At 41.8% G+C, this 25377-nt stretch carries 20 protein-coding genes; 12 read left to right on the top strand and 8 right to left on the bottom strand.

Annotated features, from left to right (window positions below; translation table 11 throughout):
- Positions 1-6: 6 nt before the first annotated feature.
- Positions 7-1263 (top strand): valine--pyruvate transaminase, encoded by a 1257-nt coding sequence (locus tag SC428_RS12020; protein ID WP_140179656.1) that lies wholly within the window; start codon positions 7-9, stop codon positions 1261-1263.
- A 412-nt stretch (positions 1264-1675) separates the two neighbouring features.
- Here the strand turns inward: SC428_RS12020 and SC428_RS12015 are convergent, their stop codons facing one another.
- Positions 1676-3334 (bottom strand): putative transporter, encoded by a 1659-nt coding sequence (locus SC428_RS12015; protein ID WP_070929416.1) that lies wholly within the window; start codon positions 3332-3334, stop codon positions 1676-1678.
- Positions 3335-3881: 547 nt separating this feature from the next.
- Here SC428_RS12015 and SC428_RS12010 point away from each other — a divergent pair.
- Positions 3882-4160, top strand: coding sequence for a YceK/YidQ family lipoprotein (locus SC428_RS12010; RefSeq protein WP_412544645.1), 279 nt, complete (start codon positions 3882-3884; stop codon positions 4158-4160).
- Between the two features lie 160 nt (positions 4161-4320).
- On the opposite strand, the gene SC428_RS12005 is transcribed toward SC428_RS12010, so the two are convergent.
- Complete coding sequence (locus SC428_RS12005; RefSeq protein WP_283126180.1) at positions 4321-5652, bottom strand: DUF3748 domain-containing protein; 1332 nt, start codon at positions 5650-5652, stop codon at positions 4321-4323.
- A gap of 125 nt (positions 5653-5777) precedes the next feature.
- On the opposite strand from SC428_RS12005, the gene SC428_RS12000 reads away from it, so the two are divergent.
- The gene (locus tag SC428_RS12000) at positions 5778-6392 is read left to right on the top strand and encodes a trimeric intracellular cation channel family protein (RefSeq protein WP_070929419.1); all 615 of its coding nucleotides are present in this window, start codon (positions 5778-5780) and stop codon (positions 6390-6392) included.
- Positions 6393-6418: 26 nt separating this feature from the next.
- On the opposite strand, the gene ligB is transcribed toward SC428_RS12000, so the two are convergent.
- Entirely contained in the window at positions 6419-8107 is a 1689-nt protein-coding gene (ligB, locus tag SC428_RS11995) for an NAD-dependent DNA ligase LigB (RefSeq protein WP_318707874.1), read from the bottom strand.
- A 414-nt stretch (positions 8108-8521) separates the two neighbouring features.
- Between ligB and gmk the strand changes: the two genes are divergently transcribed.
- The 6 genes from gmk (at position 8522) to SC428_RS11965 (ending at position 15242) form a co-directional block, all read left to right on the top strand.
- Positions 8522-9145 (top strand): guanylate kinase, encoded by a 624-nt coding sequence (gene gmk, locus SC428_RS11990; protein ID WP_318707873.1) that lies wholly within the window; start codon positions 8522-8524, stop codon positions 9143-9145.
- A 57-nt stretch (positions 9146-9202) separates the two neighbouring features.
- On the top strand, positions 9203-9478 hold the full coding sequence (gene rpoZ, locus SC428_RS11985; protein ID WP_070929422.1) for a DNA-directed RNA polymerase subunit omega: 276 nt from the start codon (positions 9203-9205) through the stop codon (positions 9476-9478).
- A gap of 19 nt (positions 9479-9497) precedes the next feature.
- On the top strand, positions 9498-11615 hold the full coding sequence (spoT, locus tag SC428_RS11980; protein WP_070929423.1) for a bifunctional GTP diphosphokinase/guanosine-3',5'-bis pyrophosphate 3'-pyrophosphohydrolase: 2118 nt from the start codon (positions 9498-9500) through the stop codon (positions 11613-11615).
- Between the two features lie 18 nt (positions 11616-11633).
- Positions 11634-12353, top strand: coding sequence for a tRNA (guanosine(18)-2'-O)-methyltransferase TrmH (trmH, locus tag SC428_RS11975; protein ID WP_070929424.1), 720 nt, complete (start codon positions 11634-11636; stop codon positions 12351-12353).
- 183 nt (positions 12354-12536) lie between these two features.
- A complete protein-coding gene (recG, locus tag SC428_RS11970; protein ID WP_070929425.1) occupies positions 12537-14618 on the top strand; it encodes an ATP-dependent DNA helicase RecG in 2082 nt (693 codons plus the stop codon).
- A gap of 75 nt (positions 14619-14693) precedes the next feature.
- Positions 14694-15242: an NADPH-dependent FMN reductase gene (locus SC428_RS11965; protein WP_140186284.1), complete on the top strand. Its 549-nt coding sequence runs from the start codon at positions 14694-14696 to the stop codon at positions 15240-15242.
- Positions 15243-15326: 84 nt separating this feature from the next.
- Here SC428_RS11965 and gltS read toward each other — a convergent pair whose 3' ends face one another.
- A complete protein-coding gene (gene gltS, locus SC428_RS11960) occupies positions 15327-16541 on the bottom strand; it encodes a sodium/glutamate symporter (RefSeq protein ID WP_070929426.1) in 1215 nt (404 codons plus the stop codon).
- Between the two features lie 244 nt (positions 16542-16785).
- On the opposite strand from gltS, the gene SC428_RS11955 reads away from it, so the two are divergent.
- Both SC428_RS11955 and SC428_RS11950 read left to right on the top strand, forming a co-directional pair.
- Positions 16786-18168 carry a uracil-xanthine permease family protein gene (locus tag SC428_RS11955; protein WP_070929428.1) on the top strand — a complete coding sequence of 461 codons (1383 nt, stop codon included), beginning with the start codon at positions 16786-16788 and terminating at the stop codon, positions 18166-18168.
- Between the two features lie 97 nt (positions 18169-18265).
- Positions 18266-20053 carry an AsmA family protein gene (locus tag SC428_RS11950; protein WP_318707872.1) on the top strand — a complete coding sequence of 596 codons (1788 nt, stop codon included), beginning with the start codon at positions 18266-18268 and terminating at the stop codon, positions 20051-20053.
- A 160-nt stretch (positions 20054-20213) separates the two neighbouring features.
- Here the strand turns inward: SC428_RS11950 and fabY are convergent, their stop codons facing one another.
- From fabY to SC428_RS11930, 4 genes are all read right to left on the bottom strand, one after another.
- Entirely contained in the window at positions 20214-21137 is a 924-nt protein-coding gene (gene fabY / locus SC428_RS11945; protein ID WP_070929432.1) for a fatty acid biosynthesis protein FabY, read from the bottom strand.
- Between the two features lie 23 nt (positions 21138-21160).
- Positions 21161-21598 (bottom strand): D-aminoacyl-tRNA deacylase, encoded by a 438-nt coding sequence (gene dtd, locus SC428_RS11940; RefSeq protein WP_070929434.1) that lies wholly within the window; start codon positions 21596-21598, stop codon positions 21161-21163.
- 201 nt (positions 21599-21799) lie between these two features.
- Complete coding sequence (yihX, locus tag SC428_RS11935) at positions 21800-22414, bottom strand: glucose-1-phosphatase (protein ID WP_070929436.1); 615 nt, start codon at positions 22412-22414, stop codon at positions 21800-21802.
- A gap of 281 nt (positions 22415-22695) precedes the next feature.
- A complete protein-coding gene (locus SC428_RS11930; protein ID WP_283126187.1) occupies positions 22696-23718 on the bottom strand; it encodes a LacI family DNA-binding transcriptional regulator in 1023 nt (340 codons plus the stop codon).
- A gap of 201 nt (positions 23719-23919) precedes the next feature.
- Here SC428_RS11930 and ascF point away from each other — a divergent pair, with 201 nt between their 5' ends.
- Positions 23920-25371 (top strand): PTS cellobiose/arbutin/salicin transporter subunit IIBC, encoded by a 1452-nt coding sequence (gene ascF / locus SC428_RS11925; protein ID WP_318707871.1) that lies wholly within the window; start codon positions 23920-23922, stop codon positions 25369-25371.
- The last annotated feature ends 6 nt before the right edge of the window (positions 25372-25377 follow it).

Genomic DNA, 25377 nt, shown 5'->3' with positions numbered 1-25377 from the left:
AATGAGATGATATTTTCTAAATTCGGTAATAAGTTCGCTCAAAATTCAGGTATCTCAACATTGATGAAAGACTTGAATGATGGCCTCAGAACCCCGGGAGCAATTATGCTTGGCGGTGGTAACCCTGCTCATATCCCTGAAATGGATGAGTATTTCCAAAAGCTATTAGCTGAAATGAGTGCAAACGGTAAGTTAACAGATACGTTGTGCAACTACGATGGGCCACAAGGCAAAGATGCCATGTTGAAAGCGCTAGCGGCAACCCTAAAAGCGAAACTAGGCTGGAATATCAGTGCAAAAAATATTGCGCTATCTAACGGCAGCCAAAGTGCGTTTTTCTACCTATTTAACTTGCTTGCTGGTCGTTTTGAAGATGGTATCACCCGTAAAGTCCTATTCCCTCTCGCCCCTGAATACGTTGGGTATGCGGACTCAGGCTTGGATGATGATTTATTTGTGGCAAACAAACCTCAAATTGAATATCTACCAAATGGTCAATTTAAATATCGGGTTGACTTCAATACGTTAGAGGTCACTAAAGATATTGGGGTTATTTGTGTTTCACGTCCAACTAATCCCACTGGGAATGTGATCACTGATGAGGAAGTTGTACACCTTGATCAATTAGCCAAACAGCACAACATCCCATTATTGATTGATAATGCTTACGGTGTACCTTTTCCAGGCATTATCTTCAGTGAAGCTACCCCATTTTGGAATGATAATGTCATTCTTTGCATGAGCTTATCGAAGCTTGGCTTACCCGGCACTCGTTGTGGGATCATCATTGCTAACGAAGAAATCATTGAAGCAGTGAGTAATATGAATGGCATTATTAGCCTAGCTCCCGGCGGGATTGGCCCTGCATTAGCATTAGAAATGCTGCAACGCGATGAACTGATCTCTTTATCCCAAAATGTTATTGGCCCTTTTTATAAACAACGCGTGGAAGAGGTTATTAACATCATTCGCCGTTATATCCCAGAAGATAAATGCCTGATCCATAAACCTGAAGGCGCTATTTTCTTGTGGTTATGGTTTAAAGATTTGCCAATTACCAGTTTAGAACTTTACCAACGTTTGAAAAAACGCGGTGTATTAATGGTTCCGGGTCATTATTTCTTCCCCGGTATTGAAGAAAATTGGCCGCATGCTCACCAATGTATGCGTATGAATTATGTACCTGAGCCTGAAAAAATAGAGAAAGGTATCGCAATCCTCGCAGAAGAATTAGAGCTAGCTTACCAAACTGTTGAGTGCTGATAGCTGATATATCAATATCAAGTGACGGTGGGTTAAATCACACCGTCTTTTTACTGTTTATGATCCTAAAATCTACCACGCCCCAGAACACTAGCGTTTTATTTTAGATAAAAAAAAGCCCTTTTTAATTAAAAGGGCAAAAAATTAGCGAGAACTCCGTAATTAAGAATTACATTACGAATATCATTCATCTTCATTAAATCACTTTTCGTATCTATCCATTGATGGAATAAGCATCTTTTTTACTGCTATTTGAACGAATATACTCTAAATAATTCGACGATGCAGGTAGGCGACAAGCGAAGATAGACAGGGAGCATAGATAAACTCTATGACTCGACTCGCTGAGTGTAGTCAACACCCCTGCAACTTGAAGTATAACGAGTATATATATTTTTTCGTTGCCGCCCCATTACAGTGCCCAAAACAAAATAGCCAATAATTGTGGTGAGATAATACGCAGAAACATGGCTAAAGGATAAACTGTCGCATATGAAAGTGCCGGAGCGCCACTGGTTGGGTGAATATTATTAGCAAATGCCAATGCAGGTGGATCCGTCATTGATCCCGCCAACACTCCACATAAACTGAGATAATTCATTTTGCCAAAAATGCGTGCCACAAGACCAGTAATGAATAGTGGCACGAATGTAATCAGCAACCCGTAACCAATCCAAGTCAAACCATCACCTTTAATTAAGGTATCAATAAAACCTCCGCCGGAATTCAATCCAACAACGGCAAGAAACATCACTATTCCAAGTTCTCTTAAGGCGAGATTAGCACTTGGTGGCATAAACCAATATAGCCGCCCTATCGTACCGATACGACCTAAAATCAGTGCAATCACTAAAGGTCCACCAGCCAAACCTAGTTTTAAGGCCGCAGGAAAACCGGGTATAAAAATGGGTATAGAACCTAAAACAACCCCCAGACCAATACCAATAAAAACAGGTAACATTTGTACTTGTTGCAGTTTTTGTTTCGCATTCCCCAACAATGCGCTAACCGCTTCTATTGATTCAGGCCTCCCAACAATATTGAGAATATCGCCGAATTGCAGAGTCGAATTATTATTAGCAACAAGTTCAATACCCGCACGGTTAAGGCGAGTCACCACAACATCGTATTTTTGCTTCAGGTTAAGATCACGTAGACGTTTACTTAGCACCGCGTCGTTGGTCACAACAACCCGTACCGAATGTAATGTAGAACCCGATGTTGATAATGATGCATCCACTTCTTCACCTAATATCAGGCGAACTTTATTGAGATCATCCTTTTGCCCTACAACATGAAGTAAATCTCCCAATTGAATTTCAGTTGTCGGTTGAGGAACCATTAGCATTTCGCCCCTTTTCAACCTTGAGCAAACTATCTCATCACTACCAAGCAAAGGTATGTCCTGCATCATAAGACCATCAAGGTTGGTATTACGTACCGCAATATTCATGGTTTGCAATGTTTCTCGTTGATGAATACTTTGGCTATTAAATGCAGAGGCTTCTTTATCAACAGCGATTCTAAAAATAATGCGGATTAACCACATCACCAACAAAATACCGCAGATCCCCATGGGATAAGCCATCGCATAACCCATCCCCATTTGCCCAACTAATGTAGGGTCGGAACCTAAATCCGTTAAGATTTGCTGCCCTGCCCCTAATGAAGGCGTGTTAGTCACGGCCCCAGAGAAGATCCCTAAGATGATTGGCAACGGAATATTGGCGGATTTATAGATGATTGCAGTGACAATGGCCCCAAGCACAACGACTAATAAGGCAAAACCATTCAGTTTCAAACCGGATACGCGCAATGATGAAAAGAACCCAGGCCCAACTTGAATACCAATGGTATAAACAAACAAGATCAGACCAAACTCCTGAATGAAGTGCAGCATGTGTCCGTTTAACTGTAACCCATAACTTTGGGCAAAATGGCCAACAATTATCCCACCAAATAGCACGCCACCAATACCAAGGCCAACGTTGCGGATTTTCCAATTACCAATCCATAAACCCAGTGCAGCAGCCAACGCCAACAAACTCACAGTAAGAGCTAATTCACTCATAAACCGCTATCCTTTTGACGAAAAGTCACTAACAAAGTATTACGTTCAAGATAAAAACATGTAACTGAATCGATTGTGCCAAATAAAAACAAAGTAATATGTGCAATAGCACACAGTTCAAAGCAAATTAAAACGCCATATATGCGTATAAATTGATTATGTACATACAAATTAAACATTCACTGATACTAATTAACGTCTTTTACAAATAAAAATATTTAGTTTAAATATTTATCGATATTTCTAATACAAAACCAATGATTCATATTATGCTGTGGATTGTGAATTTTGCATTTTGAGCTATTATTGCCACATGAAACAATATGCTCTAAATAATTCAAAATGCGCGTAGGGGACAAGTGAGTGAAACGCTAGGAGTATAGAGTCTATGGGACTAGTGCTAATGAATGCAGTTCACAACACTGCCACTTGAAGTATAACGAGTATAATAGACGATGACATAGGTAAATGAATTATGGCTGTTTTATTGATTACAAGAATACTAGTGTGTTTCACCCCGCTGCTGCTCACAGGCTGCTCTAGTATTATGAGCCACGCAGGCCCCAGTGATGGCTACTACCCAGGCTCAAAAAATAGTCTTGAAATGATTAAAGATGAAAACACGGGTTGGGTCATGCGCCCTTTATTGGCCATTGATTTACCGTTTACTGCTGTAATGGATACACTACTCATACCGCTTGATTATGTTAAAGCAGACCGTAATCCAGAAGAAGACTCGCCAAAGAAACGAATAGAAGCACTGGATAAACAAGCCAATGCAAAATCAAACCATAGCCAAATTAATTCTGAAAGTAACGTAAACTGATTTATTCAAATAAAGAGTAGCCAATTTTTAATTTATTCTTTTTGACACGAGTACTAAAAAATTATCAAATTAAAGCTATTAAATAATAATTAAAAAGTAGATAATTCGTTTTGCACTCATCATATTTTATATTGGCTACATTTATCCTACTAAAATACAACTAATCAGTGTTCACCCCTGAACCAACGATATAAATTTGCCTAAACCCCTCATTATCATCCCGCATATAAGCAATTAAACGGTCATCCGGTGAGAAAACAACAGCATCAGCAACAGGAGCAATTTCACTACGTTCAGTTAACCTACGCAGTTCACCTGAAGAAATATCACAACACATCACACTGTTATCACAGATAAAACTAATATGAGTTCCTTGACTATTCCAACTAAAAGCTGACTGGATAGGCGTAGTACTATAGGTGATTTGAGTAAGCTCACCTGTCGAGGTGGCTACCAGCCATAATTGCACAATACCGTCATCATCTTTCATCAAGCAGGCAATAAAACGCCCATCAGGGGAAGAACGTAACCAGTGTCTAGGCTGCTTTGCTAAGCCTGGATATCGGCGATCATGAGTAAAAGTCAATCGTTTCTGCTGCACACCTTTTGGTGGATACGGCATTTGTGATGTTGTTCCTTGTAGAGGAAACTCGCCTTGCTGCGTTAAGTCTTTTTGATCATCAGGAAGATCAACAATAAATACCTCAGGAACAATTTCTCCGTCTAATGAATGAGTATCGCCAATAAATGCAATCGCTCTCCTTTTCCAGCTTCCATCACTCTTTAAATATCCTTTTTGACCAATCCATCCTTCTTCATAAGCACGACTGATGTCATCACTACCTTGCCGAGGTTTAAGTACCGTGTGGGTGATCACACAACAAAAATATTCACCACTATATTCACGTGGGTGCTTTTTAGGCTCCACATTAACTGGCTGTACAGGAGCCGCTATCGCAACATTACGCTGATCTAAATGAGCATCTTTTTCATGCATAACGTGATCATTGTAAGTAAAACTTAACCACTGACCATCAGGACTGAAAACATGAACATGCGTGCCACCACGCAATGCTCCGGCGATATAAGGGGGCGTAATGCACATCGCATCAATTGGATGCGCTTTACCTAAATTATCATCACTAACATAGACCCCTTTTCGATGATGAAAATCATATTGCCATTGTTCATCAGGGAATTCAGGACCATGAATAAAAGCATAGCGAGGGGGATTTTCAGCACTAACAGTGACGACACCAACATGTGCACCATGTTTTGCTCGATAAATTTCCTGCTGCTTCTGACTATTCACATGAACTTTTTCTATTGTTAGCCCAGTAAATGAACTACCACTAGGGCGCACGTCATACGCTAGCCATTGGCTATCCGGAGTCCAAACATTAATATTAGTAAGCTGATGACTGCGTTTATCATGAGTAATTTGCGTTTCTTTGTAGGGAAGTTTACCGTTCAATATGTTATCCTTTGACATCCGTTAATATAGCTATCGGATTACTTTAACTAATCCATTTTGCAAGGCACTAGAAAATCTCAGTCGAGAATTTCTATAAGTAATATTACCCTTTAGCAATCACTTTAGTGTCGAATAGAATCATTATGTTATTAAGTGTTCTCTATATAATAGGTATTACCGCAGAAGCCATGACTGGGGCTCTCGCTGCTGGCCGACGTAAAATGGACGTCTTTGGTGTCATCATTATTGCATCAGCAACAGCCATTGGTGGTGGTTCTGTTCGCGATGTCTTGCTCGGTCATTATCCATTAGGCTGGATAAAAAACCCCGAATATATTCTCACTGTTGCTGGTGCTGCCATCGTGACTATCTGGATTGCACCTATGATGAAGCATTTACGCCGTCTATTCCTCATTTTAGATGCTATTGGCTTAATTGTATTTTCAATTCTTGGCGCTCAAATCGCCCTTGATATGAATTATAGCCCAGTCATCGCAGCGATCGCAGCCGTCATTACTGGCGTATTCGGTGGCGTACTACGCGATATGCTCTGTAATACCATCCCTCTTGTATTCCAAAAAGAAGTTTATGCAGGTGTCTCTTTTGCCGCTGCATGGTTATACATTGGGCTTTTATATACGCCATTGCCACAAGATATCGTCGTTATCATCACCCTTGTTGCTGGTTTAAGCGCTCGACTTCTAGCAATACGCTATCGTTTAGGGCTCCCCATTTTTAACTACGAAAGCCAAGACTAAATCTCTTATAAGCCACCTTAGTGCCCTCAAGTAGGTGGCTTTACTTTTAGATCATCAATAACAAGTAATGCTTCCTGTATCTCAGGTATTAACAGCCACCTTTCTAGCTTCTTCTTCGACTCCAGACTTAACCCTAAACTATTTATAAAGACAGCATCGTTGAGCTGACTTAACTCTGAAAAAAAAGACAAATATTTATCGTTTAGAGGGATCCCTAAGCCTTTTAACCAGTTTTTTAATGGCTGTTTATAAGCATTTCGAAACTGTACTATCAATTTTGCCACTTTCTTGGAATTAGGTAGATTATCTTGCCAATTTGTTGATAACCATGTTGTCAAACTTGTCAGTTGATGATTCTCAACCCATTCACGCCATGTTCCCTCACTAATTCCTTTTATTTTTAGTTGCTTACCTAGCCAATTCAAACGAGCAACAAATTGCTGATAACAGTGAGGCTTCGCAGTAAAACAGCTGAAAAAATGAAATTGGCTAAACAAAGAGGTATCCAGTACTTTGCGCTGCTGAGGGCGCCAAATAACCGATTCTAGTTTAGGGATCCCATGCCCTGCCAGCCCTACTTGTATCGTATCTCCAGCGACTACATCTTTTTTATGCCAAGCACTTAACGGCCCTAAACTCACTCGATGTACTACTTTACTATCTAATTCAATTGGCTCAATTTCCGCAACAACACTTACCCGCCCAGTTCTACCCACATGGAAGCTAAGCTCAATAACGGTGGATAGCCTGCTCTTGTGCGGATGCTTCCAAGCAACTGCCCAACTATTACTATTGGCTTGCCATGCATCCATTTGTGGTGTGGGAAATGATTTCAACACAATACCATCTGTCGCAAAGGGCATCGATTGCTGATAATAATGCTGCTGCCAAGCCCTCACTTGATCCATATTTTCTATTTTGTGGCTATGTTGTTGGCTTAATGTGAATCCTAAATTAGCTAGCTGCTCCCATTGTTGTTTGCCATTTTTGGGTCCATTAGGCCATGCCCAAATAAATACACCGATATTGTTTTCAGGCATTTCAGGCACCGTTTTACGCATTAACCAACCTGCAATTTGATTGCGTGCATTAACCCCACCTTTTGATTGTTGGATATGGTTTTCTAGTCGCCAAAACAGCTCCCCTTGAAATATTAACAGAGGTCGTGATGTCAATATTTCTTTAGGTAATGAGGGAATAAAGTCAGCTTTATCCCTCCACTCCAACCCTTCAATACCATTACCACGGCTGATCATCGACACGAGTTTCCCTTGCTTATAGACCAATGAAACTGCGACACCATCTAATTTAGGTTGTAGCCAGACATTTGTTCTTGTATCCAGCCAATGCTCAATCTCCGTTTCATTGAGTTTTTTCAAGCCTGTATGTGCAACAGGGTGCTTAGTAACTCGCTGTTCCGTTGATAAATTTAATAATGGCAATTCAGTCGGTAGGTTTTGGCATGCTTGCCAATGTTGCCAAGTATTGAAAAGTTGATCATAAGTTTCATCGTTAATAGGACTACTGCCCGATAAGCGATATAAACGGTTCCAATGTTGTAGTTGCAAGCCTAACCTTTGGCTTTCTGTCTCTATTGCTGTTTGATTCATTATTGAGCAATGACTTGCGGATGAATAACGACTGTAAAAAATACCGACCCCAAATACCCAAAATATAAGTAGACACTGTTTTCCTAGAACAAAAATCCTTTTCACATAATAGCCCCCATCGAGTTTTAACCATCGCAATATGCATCAATCGTGAAGCGATATGTCAAAACTTGTCGGTATTTTCACCTGTTATGCAAAACACTTCGCAAAAGGAATGTATTTTGTGAAAAACAATAAATATTTTCTGGTACAGCTTCGCAAATCATCTATTTATTAAATTAATTGCGCTATATACTCTAGATAATTCAAGGACAACAAAGTAATAATAAGTACGCCATAACATGACAAAGTTTTCTCTGAGTAGAATGACTCACATTTAGTGTAAGTTAAAAGATGGCAAATAAATGGTACTTGAATGATAACTATTGAGAACGCTGTATGTTGGTCTAAGTCCGTGTATACTATGTGGGGTTAATCACCTTCATTTATATTTAACTCTCGAGCATTCAAGAAATCATCATGATACAAGGCACTTTATATATTGTTTCTGCACCAAGCGGCGCAGGTAAATCCAGCCTCATTCAGGCGTTGCTGAAAACACAACCGTTGTATGACACTCAAGTCTCTGTTTCTCATACAACAAGACCCGCACGCCCTGGTGAAGTACATGGTGAACATTATTTCTTTGTTTCTGAAGCTGACTTTTTAGCCATGGTCGAGAAAAATGAGTTCTTAGAACATGCCTGCGTTTTCGGTAATTACTATGGAACTTCACGACCTATTATTGAAGAAGTGCTCAAAAGCGGAGTCGATGTTTTTCTTGATATCGATTGGCAAGGCGCACAACAGATCCGTACAGCAATGCCTGAAGCACGTAGTATTTTTATACTACCACCATCAAAAGATGAGCTTTATCGGCGTCTACGCGGTCGTGGCCAAGATAGTGATGAAGTTATTGAAAAGCGTATGTCGCAAGCCGTTGGTGAAATCGAACATTACAATGAGTATGACTATCTGATTGTCAATGATGATTTCACCACCGCATTAAGCGATTTGCAGGCAATCATTCGTACCGAGCGTCTAAGATTAGCCCGTCAAATTCAACGACATGATGCTTTAATCAGCAAATTGCTGGCAGACTGAGAATAGTTTCAGTATCATATCAGGTCATTTTTTTATTTCTTTTGGAGTAGCACACTTATGGCACGCGTAACTGTTCAAGACGCAGTAGAAAAAATTGGTAACCGCTTTGACCTCGTACTGGTCGCGGCTCGCAGAGCTCGTCAGTTACAAGCAGGTGGTAAAGATCCTTTAGTTCCTGAAGAAAACGATAAATTCACTGTTATCGCTCTACGCGAAATAGAAGAAGGTTTAATCAACGGTCACATACTGGATGTACGTGAACGTCAAGAACAGCAAGAGCAAGAAGCGGCTGAAATGCAAGCAGTTTCTGCTATCGCTGAAGGTCGTCGCTAATTACTAAGGTGGGTCTGCCTTGTATCTGTTTGAGAGCCTAAATCAAGTAATTCAGAAGTATCTTCCTAAGGAACAGATTGAATTACTGAAAAAAGCCTATGTTGTTGCACGGGATGCCCACGAAGGACAAACCCGTTCGAGTGGTGAGCCATATATTACTCATCCAGTTGCTGTAGCTTGCATCCTTGCTCAAATGCGCTTGGATCATGAAACACTTATGGCGGCGCTACTTCATGATGTGATTGAAGATACTCCAGCGACATTTCAGGACATAGAAGAGCTATTTGGCACCACTGTTGCGGGCCTCGTTGAAGGTGTCTCTAAACTAGATAAACTCAACTTTCGCGACAAAAAAGAAGCTCAAGCAGAAAACTTCCGCAAAATGATCATGGCGATGGTTAAAGACATTCGCGTCATTTTGATAAAATTGGCAGACCGCACTCATAATATGCGAACGCTTGGCTCCTTAAGGCCAGATAAGCGTCGACGTATTGCAAGAGAAACCTTAGAAATTTACAGTCCTCTAGCGCATCGTTTAGGTATCCACCACATCAAAACAGAGCTTGAAGAGCTCGGTTTTGAGGCGCTATATCCAAACCGTTATCGTGTTATCAAAGAAGTGGTTAAAGCCGCTCGTGGTAACCGTAAAGAAATGATCCAAAAAATCCTTTCTGAAATCGACGGACGCCTCACCGAGGCGGGTGTCCCCTGTCGAGTCAGTGGACGCGAAAAACACCTTTACTCTATTTATCGCAAAATGCATCTTAAAGAGCAGCGTTTCCATTCAATTATGGATATCTATGCCTTCAGGGTGATCGTGAAGGATGTGGATACCTGCTACCGTGTGTTAGGGCAGATGCACAATCTATACAAGCCACGTCCTGGCCGTATCAAAGATTATATTGCCATCCCTAAAGCTAACGGCTATCAATCATTGCATACCTCATTGATTGGTCCACATGGTGTCCCTGTCGAGGTACAAATTCGTACTGAAGATATGGATCAAATGGCTGAAATGGGGGTCGCTGCGCACTGGGCATATAAAGAGCAAGGCGAACAAGGCACAACAGCGCAAGTTCGTGCACAACGTTGGATGCAAAGCCTACTTGAATTGCAACAGAGTGCTGGCAGCTCTTTTGAATTTATCGAAAGCGTAAAATCTGATTTATTCCCTGACGAAATCTATGTATTCACACCAGAAGGCCGAATTGTTGAGCTACCAACAGGTGCGACACCCGTAGATTTCGCTTATGCCGTCCATACTGATATTGGCCATGCTTGTGTTGGGGCACGGGTTGATCGCCAACCTTATCCGCTGTCTCAATCGCTCACTAGTGGCCAAACCGTTGAAATAATTACGGCTCCAGGTGCAAGGCCAAATGCTGCTTGGCTAAACTTTGTGGTCAGCTCAAAAGCACGTGCAAAAATTCGTCAACTGTTAAAAAATCTTAAACGAGAAGACTCTATTAATTTAGGTCGCCGTTTATTAAATCATGCACTGGGTACAGGCAATAAACTCAGTGATGTGCCGCAAGCGAATATTGACCTTGAATTGGCACGCATGAAACTGAATTCAATTGATGACTTACTCGCAGAAATAGGTTTAGGTAATGCGATGAGTGTCGTGGTTGCGCGTAACTTGCAAAGCAACCCACAAGTCACGCCAGAAGACGAGCCAGCAGTTACCGCTCGTAATAAGCTGTCAATCAAAGGCGCTGATGGCGTTCTGATCACTTTTGCCAAGTGTTGCCGCCCTATCCCTGGTGACCCTATTATTGCTCATATCAGCCCAGGTAAAGGGTTAGTGATCCACCATGAATCTTGCCGTAATATTCGAGGCTACCAAAAAGAGCCAGATAAATTTATGGCTGTAGAATGGGATACAGACACCAATACTGATTTTATCGCTGAAATCAAAGTCGATATGATTAACCACCAAGGTGCTCTGGCAAATTTAACCGCAGCCATCAATGATGCAAACTCTAGCATTCAAAGTATGAATACCGAAGAGAAAGATGGTCGTGTTTATTGTGCCTTTATCCGTTTAACAACTAAAAACCGCGTTCAATTAGCGAATGTGATGCGGAAAATCCGTATCATGCCTGACGTATTGCGTGTTAGTCGAAACCGTAATTAAAGATACCTGTAATTAACTATGAATGAACGCCGCTATCGCCGCATTTGCCAAATGATGGCGATGCGGCAACCAGATCTCACTCTTTGTCTCGAAGAAATCCATAAACCCCATAATGTTTCAGCTATCGTGCGCAGCGCGGATGCTGTTGGGATCCATCAAATTCATGCTATTTGGCCCGACCAACAAGTTAAACTTTCTGTCTCTTCTGCTGCTGGCAGCAACAGTTGGGTAAAAGTGATCCCTCATGTCTCGACAGAAGACGCCATTTCACAGATAAAATCACAAGGAATGCAAGTTCTGGTTACGAATCTATCAGAGCATGCTGTCGATTTTCGTGAAATTGATTATACACAACCAACCTGTATTATGATGGGGCAAGAAAAAAAAGGCATCTCGACTAAAGCCCTTGAGCTCGCAGATCAGCACATCATCATACCGATGGTTGGCATGGTGCAATCACTCAATGTCTCTGTCGCATCAGCACTGATCCTCTATGAGGCACAACGCCAACGTCAATTAGCCGGTATGTATGATAGGGAAGACAGTTTACTTTCTGCTCAAGAGCAACAAGAATGGTTATTTGAAGGCGGTTACCCTGTTCTTGCAGAAGTTGCTAGGCGCAAAGGTCTGCCTCGACCTTATATTAATCACCAAGGACAAATCGAAGCTGAAGAGTCTTGGTGGGCACAAATGCAACTAACCGAAAAAATGAGAAAGAAATCATTGTATTCTAAATAATTTGAGATATTGCTAAACCACAAGAGAGCCAGTCGCTGGGCTGTTGACCTTTTTAGTTGTCAAAATCAGCATCGAAGATCCCCAGTAGTATAGAAACACGGTGATGAATAACGAATGTATACAGTTACCATATGAAAGACGCAGCAACTTGACGTATGACGAAAATAGGTTAAAGGAGAGCCAATGAATAGCGGGCTGCTTGATACAATTTCACTGACCACTTTACATGGTGTAGGTGCCAGCCAATCAGAAAAATTAAGTAAAATTGGCCTCAATACTGTTCAAGATTTACTGTTACATCTCCCTTTACGTTACGAAGATCATACTCGCCTCTACCAAATTCGTGATCTACTACCGGGTACCACCGCAACCATTGTCGGGGAAGTACTACAAACGAAAGTCGTGTTTGGTCGTAAACGTATGCTGACCTGCTTAATTAGCGATGGAACCGGTAATTTAACCCTACGTTTTTTCAATTTTTCGGCAGCAATGAAAAATAGCCTTGCTGAAGGTCGTCATGTTATCGCTTATGGTGAGGTTCGCCGTGGTAATTCAGGACCAGAAATCATTCACCCCGAATACAAAGTATCCCAAGATACGACGAATATCGCGCTACAAGAGCACCTAACCCCTGTTTATCCCACCACTGATGGGGTAAGGCAGGCAACACTCAGAAAGTTGATTGAGCAAGCTTTAGTGCTGCTAGAAAGCGGACAACTAAAAGAGTTACTCCCCGAAGAACTTAGTCGAGGCTTAATTAGCCTTCCTGATGCAATCCGCCTATTACATACACCACCAGCTAATGTCGCTTTAAGTGAATTAGAAAAAGGCCAACATCCAGCCCAAAAGCGTTTGATATTAGAAGAGCTCCTTGCTCATCACTTAAGTATGTTAGCCATTCGTGCTGGTAATCAACGATTGTATGCTCAGCCTATGCCTACAACCGCACAATTAAAACCGCAATTTTTATCGCAACTGCCTTTTTCTCCGACCAATGCGCAAACTCGAGTGGTTGCTGAGATAGAGCAAGATCTCGCGAAAGATGTACCGATGATGCGTTTAATTCAAGGTGATGTTGGCTCAGGTAAAACGCTTGTCGCTGCCCTCGCTGCGTTATCTGCGATTGAAAATGGTAAACAAGTGGCCTTAATGGCACCCACTGAGATTTTAGCTGAACAGCATGCAAATAATTTCAAACAGTGGTTTGAGCCATTAGGGATCAAAGTTGGCTGGTTGGTTGGCAAGCAAAAAGGCAAGGCACGTCAACAACAACAGGATGCTATCGCTAGCGGTGAAGTGAATATGGTTATCGGTACCCATGCCCTTTTTCAAGAACATGTCGTTTTTCAAGCATTGGGGCTAGTTATTATTGATGAGCAACATCGTTTTGGTGTACATCAACGCCTTGCCTTACGTGAAAAAGGTGAGTTGCAAGGGTTTCATCCACATCAATTAATCATGACAGCAACCCCCATTCCACGCACACTGGCGATGACAGCCTATGCTGATATGGATACTTCAGTTATTGATGAATTACCACCGGGCAGAACCCCTGTCACGACCGTTGCTATCCCTGATACACGGCGTAACGATATTATTGAGCGAGTTAGGCAGGCTTGTATTGATGAAGGCAGGCAAGCTTATTGGGTATGTACTTTAATTGATGATTCAGAGGTACTTGAAGCACAAGCAGCACAAGTAACCAGTGAAGAACTGGCTCTCGCACTTCCTGAATTAAACGTTGGGTTGGTACACGGCCGAATGAAGCCAGCTGAAAAACAAAGCATTATGGCCGCGTTTAAAAATAATGAAATTCAGCTACTGGTCGCAACTACCGTTATCGAAGTTGGTGTTGATGTACCTAATGCAAGCTTAATGATCATTGATAACCCTGAACGACTAGGGCTTGCTCAATTACACCAATTAAGAGGGCGCGTAGGCCGAGGCGCCATCGCTTCTCACTGTGTACTCCTTTATAAAACACCATTAACACATACCGCCAAACAACGTTTGCAGGTGTTACGTGACAGCAACGATGGTTTCGTGATTGCTCAAAAAGATCTGGAAATCAGAGGACCGGGAGAGTTATTAGGTACTCGCCAGACAGGCAACGCCGAATTTAAAGTGGCGGATTTGCTGCGAGATCAACACATGTTGCCAGAAGTGCAACGTGTCGCACGCCATATTCAGCAGCACTACCCCGAAAATGCTAAATTGCTGATTGAAAGATGGCTACCTGAACGCGAGCAATATAGCCAAGCTTAATTTAATTATCGTTCTATAAATACCTTAGTGTTTTTGGTAAAAATTAAAGTACACAACCAAAAGAGATAGTGGAACATGAAGATACAAATCTTAATTGGTAGTGTCCGGCAAACCCGAATAGGCCCTCAGATAGCGCGCTGGGTTAAGGATATTACTGAAAAAAAATTCCCTACAGAAATCGTTGATCTTAAAGATTGGCATTTACCGATGGATGATGAACCCTATCTTCCTGCTGAAGGAATATATACCCAAGAACATACAATTGCTTGGAGCAACAAAATTTCTGAGGCTGATGCTTATATTTTTGTTTTTCCACAATATAATTGGGGATACCCAGCGGCATTAAAAAATGCGATAGATCATTTGTATAAAGAGTGGAACAACAAACCCGCCTTAATGGTTAGTTATGCAAATCGAGGTGGAGGAAAAGCCGCAGAGCAATTGCAACAAGTTTTGCAAGGTATTCATATGCGTATTACGGAAACTAACTTAGAAATTAAACTATCTGACGTTAATTTCTCACCTTCCGATAGTGATACCGACTATCCCGAGTCACTCCATCGTTATGAAGATGAGCTAGTTTCAGCACTCAATCAGCTGAACTTGTTATACCGATCACGCTAACCGCTTAATAATACTTCCTATAAACGAAAATTGCCGTGAACTATATTCACGGCAATACCTGCTATTTATATGATTTATAATTAGTTAACTAACCACTGAAGGGAATACAGGTAACATTAAGTACAGCTTAATCACAATCGCATTGACGATATCAATAAAGAATGCGCCAACCATTGGGACAACTAAGAATGCAAGATGTGATGGACCAAATCTATCTGTCACAGCCTGCATGTTTGCAATCGCGGTTGGTGTTGCACCTAAACCGAAGCCACAATGCCCTGCCGCTAATATCGCCGCATCATAGTTTTTACCCATGACTCGGAAAGTGACAAAAATCGCATAACCCGCCATAACACAAGCTTGAACGACTAAAATGATCAGCATTGGGATAGCTAAGGAAGCTAACTCCCAAAGCTTCAAGCTCATCAGTGCCATCGCAAGAAATAGTGACAGACTGACGTTACCTAAAACAGAAACCGCACGGTCAAACACGCGGTAGAAACCAGCTAAAGATAGGCTGTTACTTAAGATCACACCGACAAACAGCACACAGACAAATTTAGGCAGTGCATACGCGGTACCAGATAATAGTGATTCAATGTAGCTACCCGCCATCAAACAAATTGCAATCATAGCAATGGTTTCAATCAATACCATTGATGTGATCATACGACCTGATTGTGGTTTCTCAAATGCTGTTGGTACATCTTTATCATCATTCGCTGTACCCGGTGTTGGGATGTTACGAATAAGAAAACGTGCAACAGGACCACCGATTAAGCCACCGAGGACCAATCCAAACGTTGCACACGCCATGGCAACTTCTGTTGCACTTTGAAAACCGTAGCTGTCTGTAAATATTTTACCCCAAGCTGCACCCGTACCGTGCCCACCCGATAAGGTGATAGAACCAGCAAGAAGGCCCATCAGAGGGTCAAGGCCCAATAATTTGGCTAAGGCGATACCGACAGTATTTTGTACTAGCAGTAATCCTACAACCACAAAAATAAAGATAAACAGTGCCTTACCACCAGCTTTTAAACTGGCTAAGTTTGCGTTTAAACCAATTGTCGCAAAGAATGCCAACATCATTGGCTCTTGTAATGACAAGTCAAATGACAGGCTCCAATCAAATACTTGTTTGATCACCAGTAAACTAAAAGCCACTAATAATCCGCCTGCAACAGGCTCTGGGATAGTATATTTTTCGAGGAAAGGAACTGATTTTACAAGTTTACGTCCGAGCAATAGCACAAGCGTAGCCGCCACCAGCGTACCGTAGACATCGAGATGATACATTTACGTACCTCGTCTGTTGTTAATATTATTCAAATTTATTTAAAACCAATTAGACGTTAATTTCATCCTTAAAACGCCAAAAGCAGGTACCCGAATTAGAAAAAAAATCGGAGATAAACACAAGTTAAAACATATAAAAATGTGAAGTTACTTATCTATATATGGATAAATATTTTTCACGCAAACGATTGCTTTTTAAATTACTCGCTTTACAATACTTTTTTTGTTGGTAGAGAACTAAAAAATGAACCCCGAAGCATCCGAAAAATCCGCCGTTGACGTAACGGCAAAAAGTGAGCTCATTTATCGTTTAGAAGATAGACCACCGCTACCCCAAGCCTTGTTTGCAGCAGGTCAGCACCTTCTTGCCATGTTTGTCGCCGTGATCACCCCTGCTATGTTGATTTGCCAATCATTAGGGCTGCCAGCTCACGACACTCAACGCATTATTAGCATGTCACTGTTTGCTTCTGGTATTGCTTCTTTGATCCAAATTCGCGCTTGGGGGCCTATTGGTTCGGGTCTGTTGTCAATACAAGGCACCAGTTTCAACTTTGTTGCACCTTTAATTATGGGCGGTGTTGCACTCAAACAAGGTGGCGCAGATATTCCCTCCATGATGGCTGCACTATTTGGTACCTTACTGGTTGCAGCGCTGACTGAAGTGGTTCTCTCTCGCTTTTTACATTTAGCACGCCGAGTGATCACCCCATTGGTTTCAGGGGTCGTTGTCATGATCATTGGACTCTCACTTATCCAAGTAGGATTAACCTCTATTGGCGGTGGTCATAGCGCAATCGCTGACAATACTTTCGGCTCCCCTGATTATTTGATCTTAGCCGGTATTGTATTAGCCGTTATTATCTTACTTAATCGCCAAAAAAATCCTTACTTACGCGTTGCTTCGTTAGTCATTGCAATGGCGGTTGGTTACCTTGCCGCTTGGTGGATGGATATGTTACCGACCTCACAACCAAGCGATGCAGAGCAATCAATGGTGACAATCCCTGAACCTTTCTATTATGGTTTGTCCTTTGACTGGAATTTGCTGATACCGTTGATGCTAATTTTTATGGTCACTTCTTTAGAAACCATTGGTGATATCACAGCGACCTCTGATGTTTCAGAGCAGCCTGTGCGTGGTCCAATCTACATGAAACGCATTAAAGGCGGCGTATTGGCCAATGGGCTGAATTCAATGGTTTCCGCTGTGTTTAACACTTTCCCAAATTCTTGTTTTGGACAAAACAACGGCGTTATTCAGCTTACAGGAGTCGCAAGTCGTTACGTAGGCTACATCGTTGCATTGATGTTAGTTTTACTTGGCTTATTCCCTGCGGTAGCAGGTTTTGTCCAACAAATTCCTGAACCTGTGCTCGGTGGAGCAACAATTGTTATGTTTGGTACTATTGCCGCATCTGGTGTACGCATTGTCTCACGCGAGCCATTAAATCGCCGAGCGATTATGATAATTGCACTATCACTTGCTGTTGGTATGGGGGTTTCACAACAACCTTTAATTTTGCAATTTGCACCTGATTGGCTGAAAACACTGTTTTCTTCTGGTATTGCAGCGGGTGGTTTAACCGCAATTGTACTGAATTTAATTTTTCCTCACGAAAAATAACCTCTTGTTCACCGCCAGAGTTGTATACACATACACTGGCGGTTATTCTGTACTCTACCTTGAAACTGATATATGGAAATGGAGAGGCAGATAAACTATGAGGTGGTTAACCAAGTTCATCACTGCACTTATACTGCTATTATTACTCGTGATTATTATCACTTACGCAGGGTTGCAGACACGCTGGGGCGCATCCTACGCCAGCCAATTTTTAAGTAAATTCACCCATTATGATATTGATGTTGGGATCATGGGTCATGAATTTTCCAACGCTGGTGAATTCATTTTTCAAGATGTCAAACTCACTTCACGCAATCAAGATCTCGCATTAGATGCAAAACAAGTCGTTGTCGAAATCAATTGGCGTAACCTGTTTAGTGGTACTGCAATTCGCCGCTTAGTGATCACACAAGGTAATTTAATTGCCGCAACCTCAGAGTCTCCTACCCCAATTCCTTTAAGTGCCAATATATTACAGTTTGAAAATAGCAGTATTCAATTAAGCCAAGGGACTAACAAAATCCAAGTGTCTGGATTTACAGGCGGCATCACTCCATGGGCTCCAAGCACCAATTATCCATTTGGTCATGGCGATTTCCGTTTTACAACCAAACAATTAAACATCAATGAGTTACCCCTAAAAAATGTCGCAATCACGGGTAAACTACAAGAAAATCTCACCGAGTTTACTGATGCAAGTGGTTATTTGAATAATGGTTACATCAAAGGCTCAGGGAAAAAATTAGCCGATGGTTCTATCACGGTTGATTCGTTAGTCATGGACAAAGTGGGTTGGCAAAATAGCATTCCTTTTGCCTCATTAGGCGATGCGATTGATAGCGATCAGGCGATTTCACTCAAAAAAGTCGCACTCACCAATGTTGATCTGCAAGGTAAAGATTGGGCAGTTTCTGGCCTTAACGCTGAAATAGACCACCTTGATTGGGTTAGAGGCAGCTGGAGCACACCAGAAAGCCATATCAATTTTAGCCTTAATCAATTAGTCATTAATGATCAGCAGCTTGATACGCTGATTGGTGATATCAATATCCAAGGCGATAACCTAAATATAGAAAAGCTCTCAGGTTATTACTACAAAGGTGTATTTAGCCTGAACGCTATCTGGCAGCGTAATGATAGAACATTAACTATCAATGAAGGAAAACTTGCTGGTATTTTGTATACCTTACCTGAAACATGGCTAAACTTTTTCAGTCAACCATCACCACAATGGCTATCAGGCTTAACGATCAAACAATTCGCCTTGTCTCAATCTTTATTAATGAATATTGATGCCAGTTTCCCATTTGAATTTACTGCACTTAGCGGCAATATCGAAAACGTCAGTCTCATTAAACAAAAACAATGGGGGGTTTGGAGCGGTAAAGCCTCATTTAATGCAGACAGCGGTACCATCAATCAAGTTATGGTACGTCGGCCTTATATGGATTTACGTCAAAGTGGTCAATCTTCTGCTGCCGCTTCATTAACGGCCAGTACAGATAGCGGAATTGTTAAACTGGGGCTATTAGTGAAGCAATCGCCTCAGAAAACCCCTTTCTTACTACGTGCATCTGGTACTAATATCTCTCTCTCTGCGTTGAATCAGTGGGGCTGGCAGGGTTTCCCACCACTTGTCATTGGCGATTTTGATACCACACTGCAAGGTGATCTATTCGCCCCATCGGTAGAGAAAAGCCTTAACGGTGAATTAGTCGCAACACCACTACAAGGGAAGCAAATGTACCGAACAGTGGTTAACGGAGTCGTCACATCGTCAGTGGAAAGTGATGCACCGCCAGTAGAATCGCAGCCTATACCCGAAACATCACCAACGTATCAGTTACCCACAAGTGAACAGCTACCTGCGCTGATCACTCAGTAAAAAACAGTAGGCCAGTGTAATCACTGGCCTACTGAGGTTGCTAACGAAGCGTAATAAAATCGGTTTTTCCCCACTCCGTGTTATCAGCCGAAAATCAATGAATTGATTTTCCTCGTTTATCTCATAATCCCGAATGATTGCCGCCGAAAATACTTTCCAATTAGCTTGCTTTCATTCGTTTTTCAACGGGTAATACCATGTATACGCCACTAAAAACAGCACCAACCTCATTGTTTGCTCCGCTGACCATCACTTCAAGCTTAACCCTAGCCTTACTCCCTCTGGCAAGGCGATCAAGATCACCGCTCATATGTGACATATCAGCGACAGCTGTTGGTCTGCCACTAACAGGCTTGCTATAACGGACATTTGCATCCACTAAAACAATATCACCACCCAATTGATGCTCCTGCATCAATAGCCAAATCAATCCCCAGCCCGTTAGGGTAGCAAGAGAGAATTGGCTACCTGCGAAAATCGTTTCATGGGGATTTTTATTACCCGCTTCAGGCATCGTGGTAATAAATTTTTGCCCTGTGTATTGTTCAACCCGCACCCCCATTTTTTCGCTCAATGGGATATATTTGTACCAAGCTTGTTGTAGCTCACCACACCAATCAGGGCGATGAAGGATTTGATCGAGTGTTTCGATAGGTTTGATCATTAAATAATGACGCACAGGTGTTTTCAATTCACCCGCAATCAGGCCGCGGCTTTCAAAGCCAATTTTCTTAAAGAAGGGAACCGCTTCTTCACGAACGCTTGAGACAATTCGTTTAACACTTTCTTGGCGTGCGATGGACTCCAAAGCCATTAAAATTAGCTTTCCCAGCCCTTTTCCTTGCATGACAGGATTAACAGCTAAGAAACGAATAGCTCCCTCATTATCTGCATTGATGTATAAACGACCTATAGCTAAGATGCGATTTTTATCATCAACCACCATCTGATGGTGCGCTGTTAAGTCATAACCGTCTTTTTCGGAACCAAGGGGCTGATTAAAGGGTTTACGTAACATCTCCCAGCGAAACTGGTAGTAAGCGTCAAATTCAGCATCGTCTTTAGGTGCGCGCAGATGGTACATCGTCTCCCCCTTTAGTAATCAAATTAGACTTGCAACCAGAAAGTCACTGGCCCGTCATTGGTTAGACTGACTTGCATATCTGCGGCAAATTGTCCGGTTTCAGTGATAACACCTTGTTGACGGCTTTGCTCTACAAAGTATTGATATAGTTGGTCTGCTCGTGTAGGCTCTGCCCCCCCAGAAAAGCTGGGTCTCATCCCTTTTTTGGTATCTGCCGCCAATGTAAATTGGGAAACAACGAGTAAACTGCCACCTGCCTGTTGAACATTCAGGTTCATTTTTCCCTGTTCGTCACTAAAAATTCGATAACCAAGTACTTTTTCACACAACCGTTTCGCTTTTTGTTCGTCGTCGTCTTTTTCAACACCAAGTAGAACTAATAACCCAGAATTGATTTGACCAACCACTTGCTCATCAACAACCACCGCTGCGTGAGTGACTCTCTGTATTAATGCAATCATGGTAACTCTGTCAAAAAATGGAGTAACTTCTTATATTCGCCATCCTTCAAGTTGCAGCGCTTTACGCTGAGGTATGGTGACTACGCTCACTCACACCCGTCACACAGTTATCTATGCGCCGGGTGACTCATTGACTTGTCACCTAACTACACCTTGAATTATGTAGAGTATAGGCTGCTGCTCCACGGTGATATGGCTCAATTATTCGACTTCAGCATTGAAGTCATAAGTACGGAAGTATTCAGGTACAGTGTCTTTGTTAACAACATGAATACCTTTAATGCCTAATGCCTCTGCGGCTTGAATATTGGCTTCAACGTCATCAAAGAATATGGCGTCAGCAGCATCAAACTCTTCAGATTCCAAAACATATTTATAAATTTCCGGATCGGGTTTACGCATACCCAAATCTTGAGAGAGATAGAGAAAATCAGAGGAAGCTGCAATTTCAGGATAGTGTTCAGGCCAGTAATCAAGGTGCAGACGATTGGTATTAGATAGCACCACCACTCGATGCCCTTGCTCACGCAGGCGCGCCATAATATCGATGACTTCAGGTCTTACTGCCATAAAGATCGCGTGCCAACCTTCAGCAAACTCTTCAAAACTGAGTGTAATATTCAGCTCTTCACAAAGTAGCTCGGCAAATTCGATATCTGAGATCTTGCCACACTCATGTTGTTGGAAGACATTCCCAAAAGTAAACCGTGATTTGATTTCTTCAGATGGCGTACCGCTCAACTCTGACCATTTATCAAAAACACGATTAAAGTCGATATCAATAATCACATTACCCATATCGAAAATATACAGCATACCGTTTCCTCTTAGTTGTTAACTAAATTCACTTTAATCATTATTCATACAGCTGAACAGCACTAATTACAGATTATGTGTGTTTTTTTATTAATCACTATGTTAGCGCTGCCAATCACAGCAATATAAAACCCAAGAACCTAGCCTGATACGCCCCAACAGGAGATAACGTATGGTCATGTCGTTATACTCATTCAAACGTGGAGCAAGGTAGCTTTTCAATAATAATTTACACGATGAAACGCGAACTGATATTTGACTATCTATTTTCTCTAACCTACTTATTTTACTAAAAAATGAGGACCATTAACCACTGAATCTCGAATGATCAATTCAGAGGTGTAGAGATTATCGTTGGAAAAATAGCCTCCGTCCAACATTGCTATCAAACGGTTTACTACATCATGGATCATCTCGCTAACGGGCTCTTTAACACTGGATAGTGCTGGATTCAAAAATGCGGAAGGCGGGATATTATCAAAGCCAATGATAGAAACATCCTGTGGAACACTTAAACCTGACTGATTTAACTGCTTCATAGCACCAATAGCCATATCGTCATTACTCGCCAGTACCGCACTAAATTTACATTCAGTCGCGAGCAGTTTTTCAATGGCAGCAGCACCACTAGCAGATGTCCATTTACCGGATACAATCAAATCATCTTGTATCGGAAGCCCTGCATGTTCCAGAGCTTCTTTGTAACCGGACAATCGTTCTATTGCTGTAGGAGAGTCAAGAGCACCACAAATAAAAGCAATGTCATGATGTCCACGATCAATTAAGTAGCGAGTCGCTGTGTAACTAGAACCTTTGTGGTCACAACAAACGCAATGGCTTTGGTGTTTACGCAACTTACGATTCATCACAATAATGGGTTGTTTATACTGTTCAATAAGCAAATCCATTTCATCCACACTCAAAAAACGTGGATAGATGATCACTGCGTCACAACATAAATCGAGCAAAAATTGAACGGCTTCATGTTCCTCACGAGTGCTATGTTTACCATCAACAAGAATGATTTGACGCCCACTGGCTTCGAGTTGCAGTGCGGTTTGTGATAACAACTCACTGAAGTAATTGCCTCTATATAACGTATTTGTCACAACAAGGCCAATATAGCCGGACTTACTGGTTGCTAGATTACGCGCGATTAGATTTGGTCGATAACCAATTTCTTCAATCGCTTGATAAACCAAAATCTTAGTCGCTTCGCTTACATAACCTTTCCCTGTCAGTACCCGTGAAACAGTGGCTTTCGACACACCTGCTTTTTTCGCTACTTCCTGCATTGTTGACATAAACAAATACTTCCTATGGCCTCTGCACTTTTAACTATTCTACACATTTTTATCCAACTGACGAAACGAGCTCCATTTTTTAACACAAATCACAAATTGGAAATAAATGAAAAATTTCCATTGCCATATTTAAATTATAAAAACATTATTTGTGGAACCGGTTACCTAAAAAATACAAATCATAATAAGAGCACCTTACTCATGAAAAATAATAATGTAGATATATCCCTACAGATCCTTGAGGCATTAGGGGGATCTAAAAATGTGGTAGCGGTAACTCACTGTATGACTCGTTTACGTTTCGTACTGCTCGAAGATAATGTGGTTGATACCGCAAAGTTAAAACTGATCTCTGGTGTGCTTGGTGTAGTAAAAAGTGAGCGACAATGCCAAGTCATAATCGGAAATACGGTTGCTAAGACCTATGCAGATGTATTAAAGCATTTAGATGAAAATGTTAAATCAGCAGCCGTATCGACCAGAAAAAATAAAATAACCTTGAAAAGCGTTTTTGCCGGAATTTTAGATGCCTTAATCGGCATTATGTCACCACTGATTCCAGCAATAATTGGCGGTTCAATGGTTAAACTACTCGCGATGACACTTGAAATGGCGGGTTGGTTAGACAAGACGTCTTCTACACTGATTATCCTTAATTTAATTGGTGATGGTGCATTTTTCTTCTTGCCTGTAATGGTGGCTGCTTCCGCGGCAAAAAAATTCAATACCAACATGTCGTTAGCAATTGCTATTGCTGGGATTTTAGTCCATCCCTCCTTTATCAGCCTAATGGAAAAGGCCGCTCAGGGGCAACCCGTTGACTTTATGGGAATACATCTCACGCCAATGAAGTATACCTATACGGTTATTCCTGTAATGGTAATGACATGGCTACTTTCCTATATTGAAAGAGGGATCGACCGTATTACACCAGCGGTGACAAAAAACTTCTTAAAACCGATGTTGATCATACTTGTTGCGGCTCCAATAGCGATCCTGCTAATCGGACCAATAGGGATTTGGATTGGTAGTGCCATTTCTTGGTTGATATATACCATACACGGGTATTTGGGCTGGCTAGCGATTGCCATCATGGGCGCTATATGGCCACTCTTAGTGATGACAGGTATGCACCGCGTATTTACCCCTACAATTATTCAAACCATCGCAGAGACGGGGAAAGAAGGCATTGTTATGCCGTCAGAGATTGGAGCCAACCTCTCTCTGGGTGGATGCTCTCTTGCAGTGGCTTTACGCACAAAAAACCCAGCGCTACGTCAAACAGCACTCGCTGCCGCCGCGTCAGCAATTGTGGCAGGTATCTCTGAGCCCGCATTATACGGTGTAGCAATACGGCTTAAACGCTCTTTAATCGCATCGCTTATAAGTGGATTTATCTGTGGTGCAGTCGCTGCTATCGGCGGATTAGCTAGCCATTCAATGGCTTCACCTGGCTTATTTACTAGCGTCCAATTTTTCGACCCGCTCAACCCAATCAGCATTGTTTGGGTTGTTGCCGTCATGATCCTCGCCATTGTGCTCTCATTTGTCATTACGCTTATTCTTGGTTTCAAAGATATTCCTATCGAAGAAGAACATAACGAACAGAGCAATACAGCAGGATCCGCAACACAAATTAATCTAGCGAAATAGTATTAA

Origin of the sequence: Providencia sp. 2023EL-00965 (assembly GCF_033550225.1) — a bacterium.
GTDB classification, from domain to species: domain Bacteria; phylum Pseudomonadota; class Gammaproteobacteria; order Enterobacterales; family Enterobacteriaceae; genus Providencia; species Providencia manganoxydans.
The sequence above is the reverse complement of the archived record's forward strand: the minus strand, read 5'-3'. Positions and strand labels throughout refer to the sequence as shown.

What these genes read in the sequence shown, in the direction of transcription:
- trmH (WP_070929424.1), top strand. Translation starts at nt 11,634, where the DNA reads ATGAATGAACGCCGCTATCGCCGCATTTGCCAAATGATGGCGATGCGG.
- SC428_RS12015 (WP_070929416.1), bottom strand. Translation starts at nt 3,334, where the DNA reads ATGAGTGAATTAGCTCTTACTGTGAGTTTGTTGGCGTTGGCTGCTGCA.
- yihX (WP_070929436.1), bottom strand. Translation starts at nt 22,414, where the DNA reads ATGCTGTATATTTTCGATATGGGTAATGTGATTATTGATATCGACTTT.
- recG (WP_070929425.1), top strand. Translation starts at nt 12,537, where the DNA reads ATGAATAGCGGGCTGCTTGATACAATTTCACTGACCACTTTACATGGT.
- SC428_RS12010 (WP_412544645.1), top strand. Translation starts at nt 3,882, where the DNA reads ATGAGCCACGCAGGCCCCAGTGATGGCTACTACCCAGGCTCAAAAAAT.
- SC428_RS12020 (WP_140179656.1), top strand. Translation starts at nt 7, where the DNA reads ATGATATTTTCTAAATTCGGTAATAAGTTCGCTCAAAATTCAGGTATC.
- SC428_RS11955 (WP_070929428.1), top strand. Translation starts at nt 16,786, where the DNA reads ATGAACCCCGAAGCATCCGAAAAATCCGCCGTTGACGTAACGGCAAAA.
- SC428_RS11950 (WP_318707872.1), top strand. Translation starts at nt 18,266, where the DNA reads ATGAGGTGGTTAACCAAGTTCATCACTGCACTTATACTGCTATTATTA.
- gmk (WP_318707873.1), top strand. Translation starts at nt 8,522, where the DNA reads ATGATACAAGGCACTTTATATATTGTTTCTGCACCAAGCGGCGCAGGT.
- gltS (WP_070929426.1), bottom strand. Translation starts at nt 16,541, where the DNA reads ATGTATCATCTCGATGTCTACGGTACGCTGGTGGCGGCTACGCTTGTG.
- ascF (WP_318707871.1), top strand. Translation starts at nt 23,920, where the DNA reads ATGAAAAATAATAATGTAGATATATCCCTACAGATCCTTGAGGCATTA.
- SC428_RS12005 (WP_283126180.1), bottom strand. Translation starts at nt 5,652, where the DNA reads ATGTCAAAGGATAACATATTGAACGGTAAACTTCCCTACAAAGAAACG.
- SC428_RS11965 (WP_140186284.1), top strand. Translation starts at nt 14,694, where the DNA reads ATGAAGATACAAATCTTAATTGGTAGTGTCCGGCAAACCCGAATAGGC.
- dtd (WP_070929434.1), bottom strand. Translation starts at nt 21,598, where the DNA reads ATGATTGCATTAATACAGAGAGTCACTCACGCAGCGGTGGTTGTTGAT.
- fabY (WP_070929432.1), bottom strand. Translation starts at nt 21,137, where the DNA reads ATGTACCATCTGCGCGCACCTAAAGACGATGCTGAATTTGACGCTTAC.
- rpoZ (WP_070929422.1), top strand. Translation starts at nt 9,203, where the DNA reads ATGGCACGCGTAACTGTTCAAGACGCAGTAGAAAAAATTGGTAACCGC.
- SC428_RS12000 (WP_070929419.1), top strand. Translation starts at nt 5,778, where the DNA reads ATGTTATTAAGTGTTCTCTATATAATAGGTATTACCGCAGAAGCCATG.
- SC428_RS11930 (WP_283126187.1), bottom strand. Translation starts at nt 23,718, where the DNA reads ATGTCAACAATGCAGGAAGTAGCGAAAAAAGCAGGTGTGTCGAAAGCC.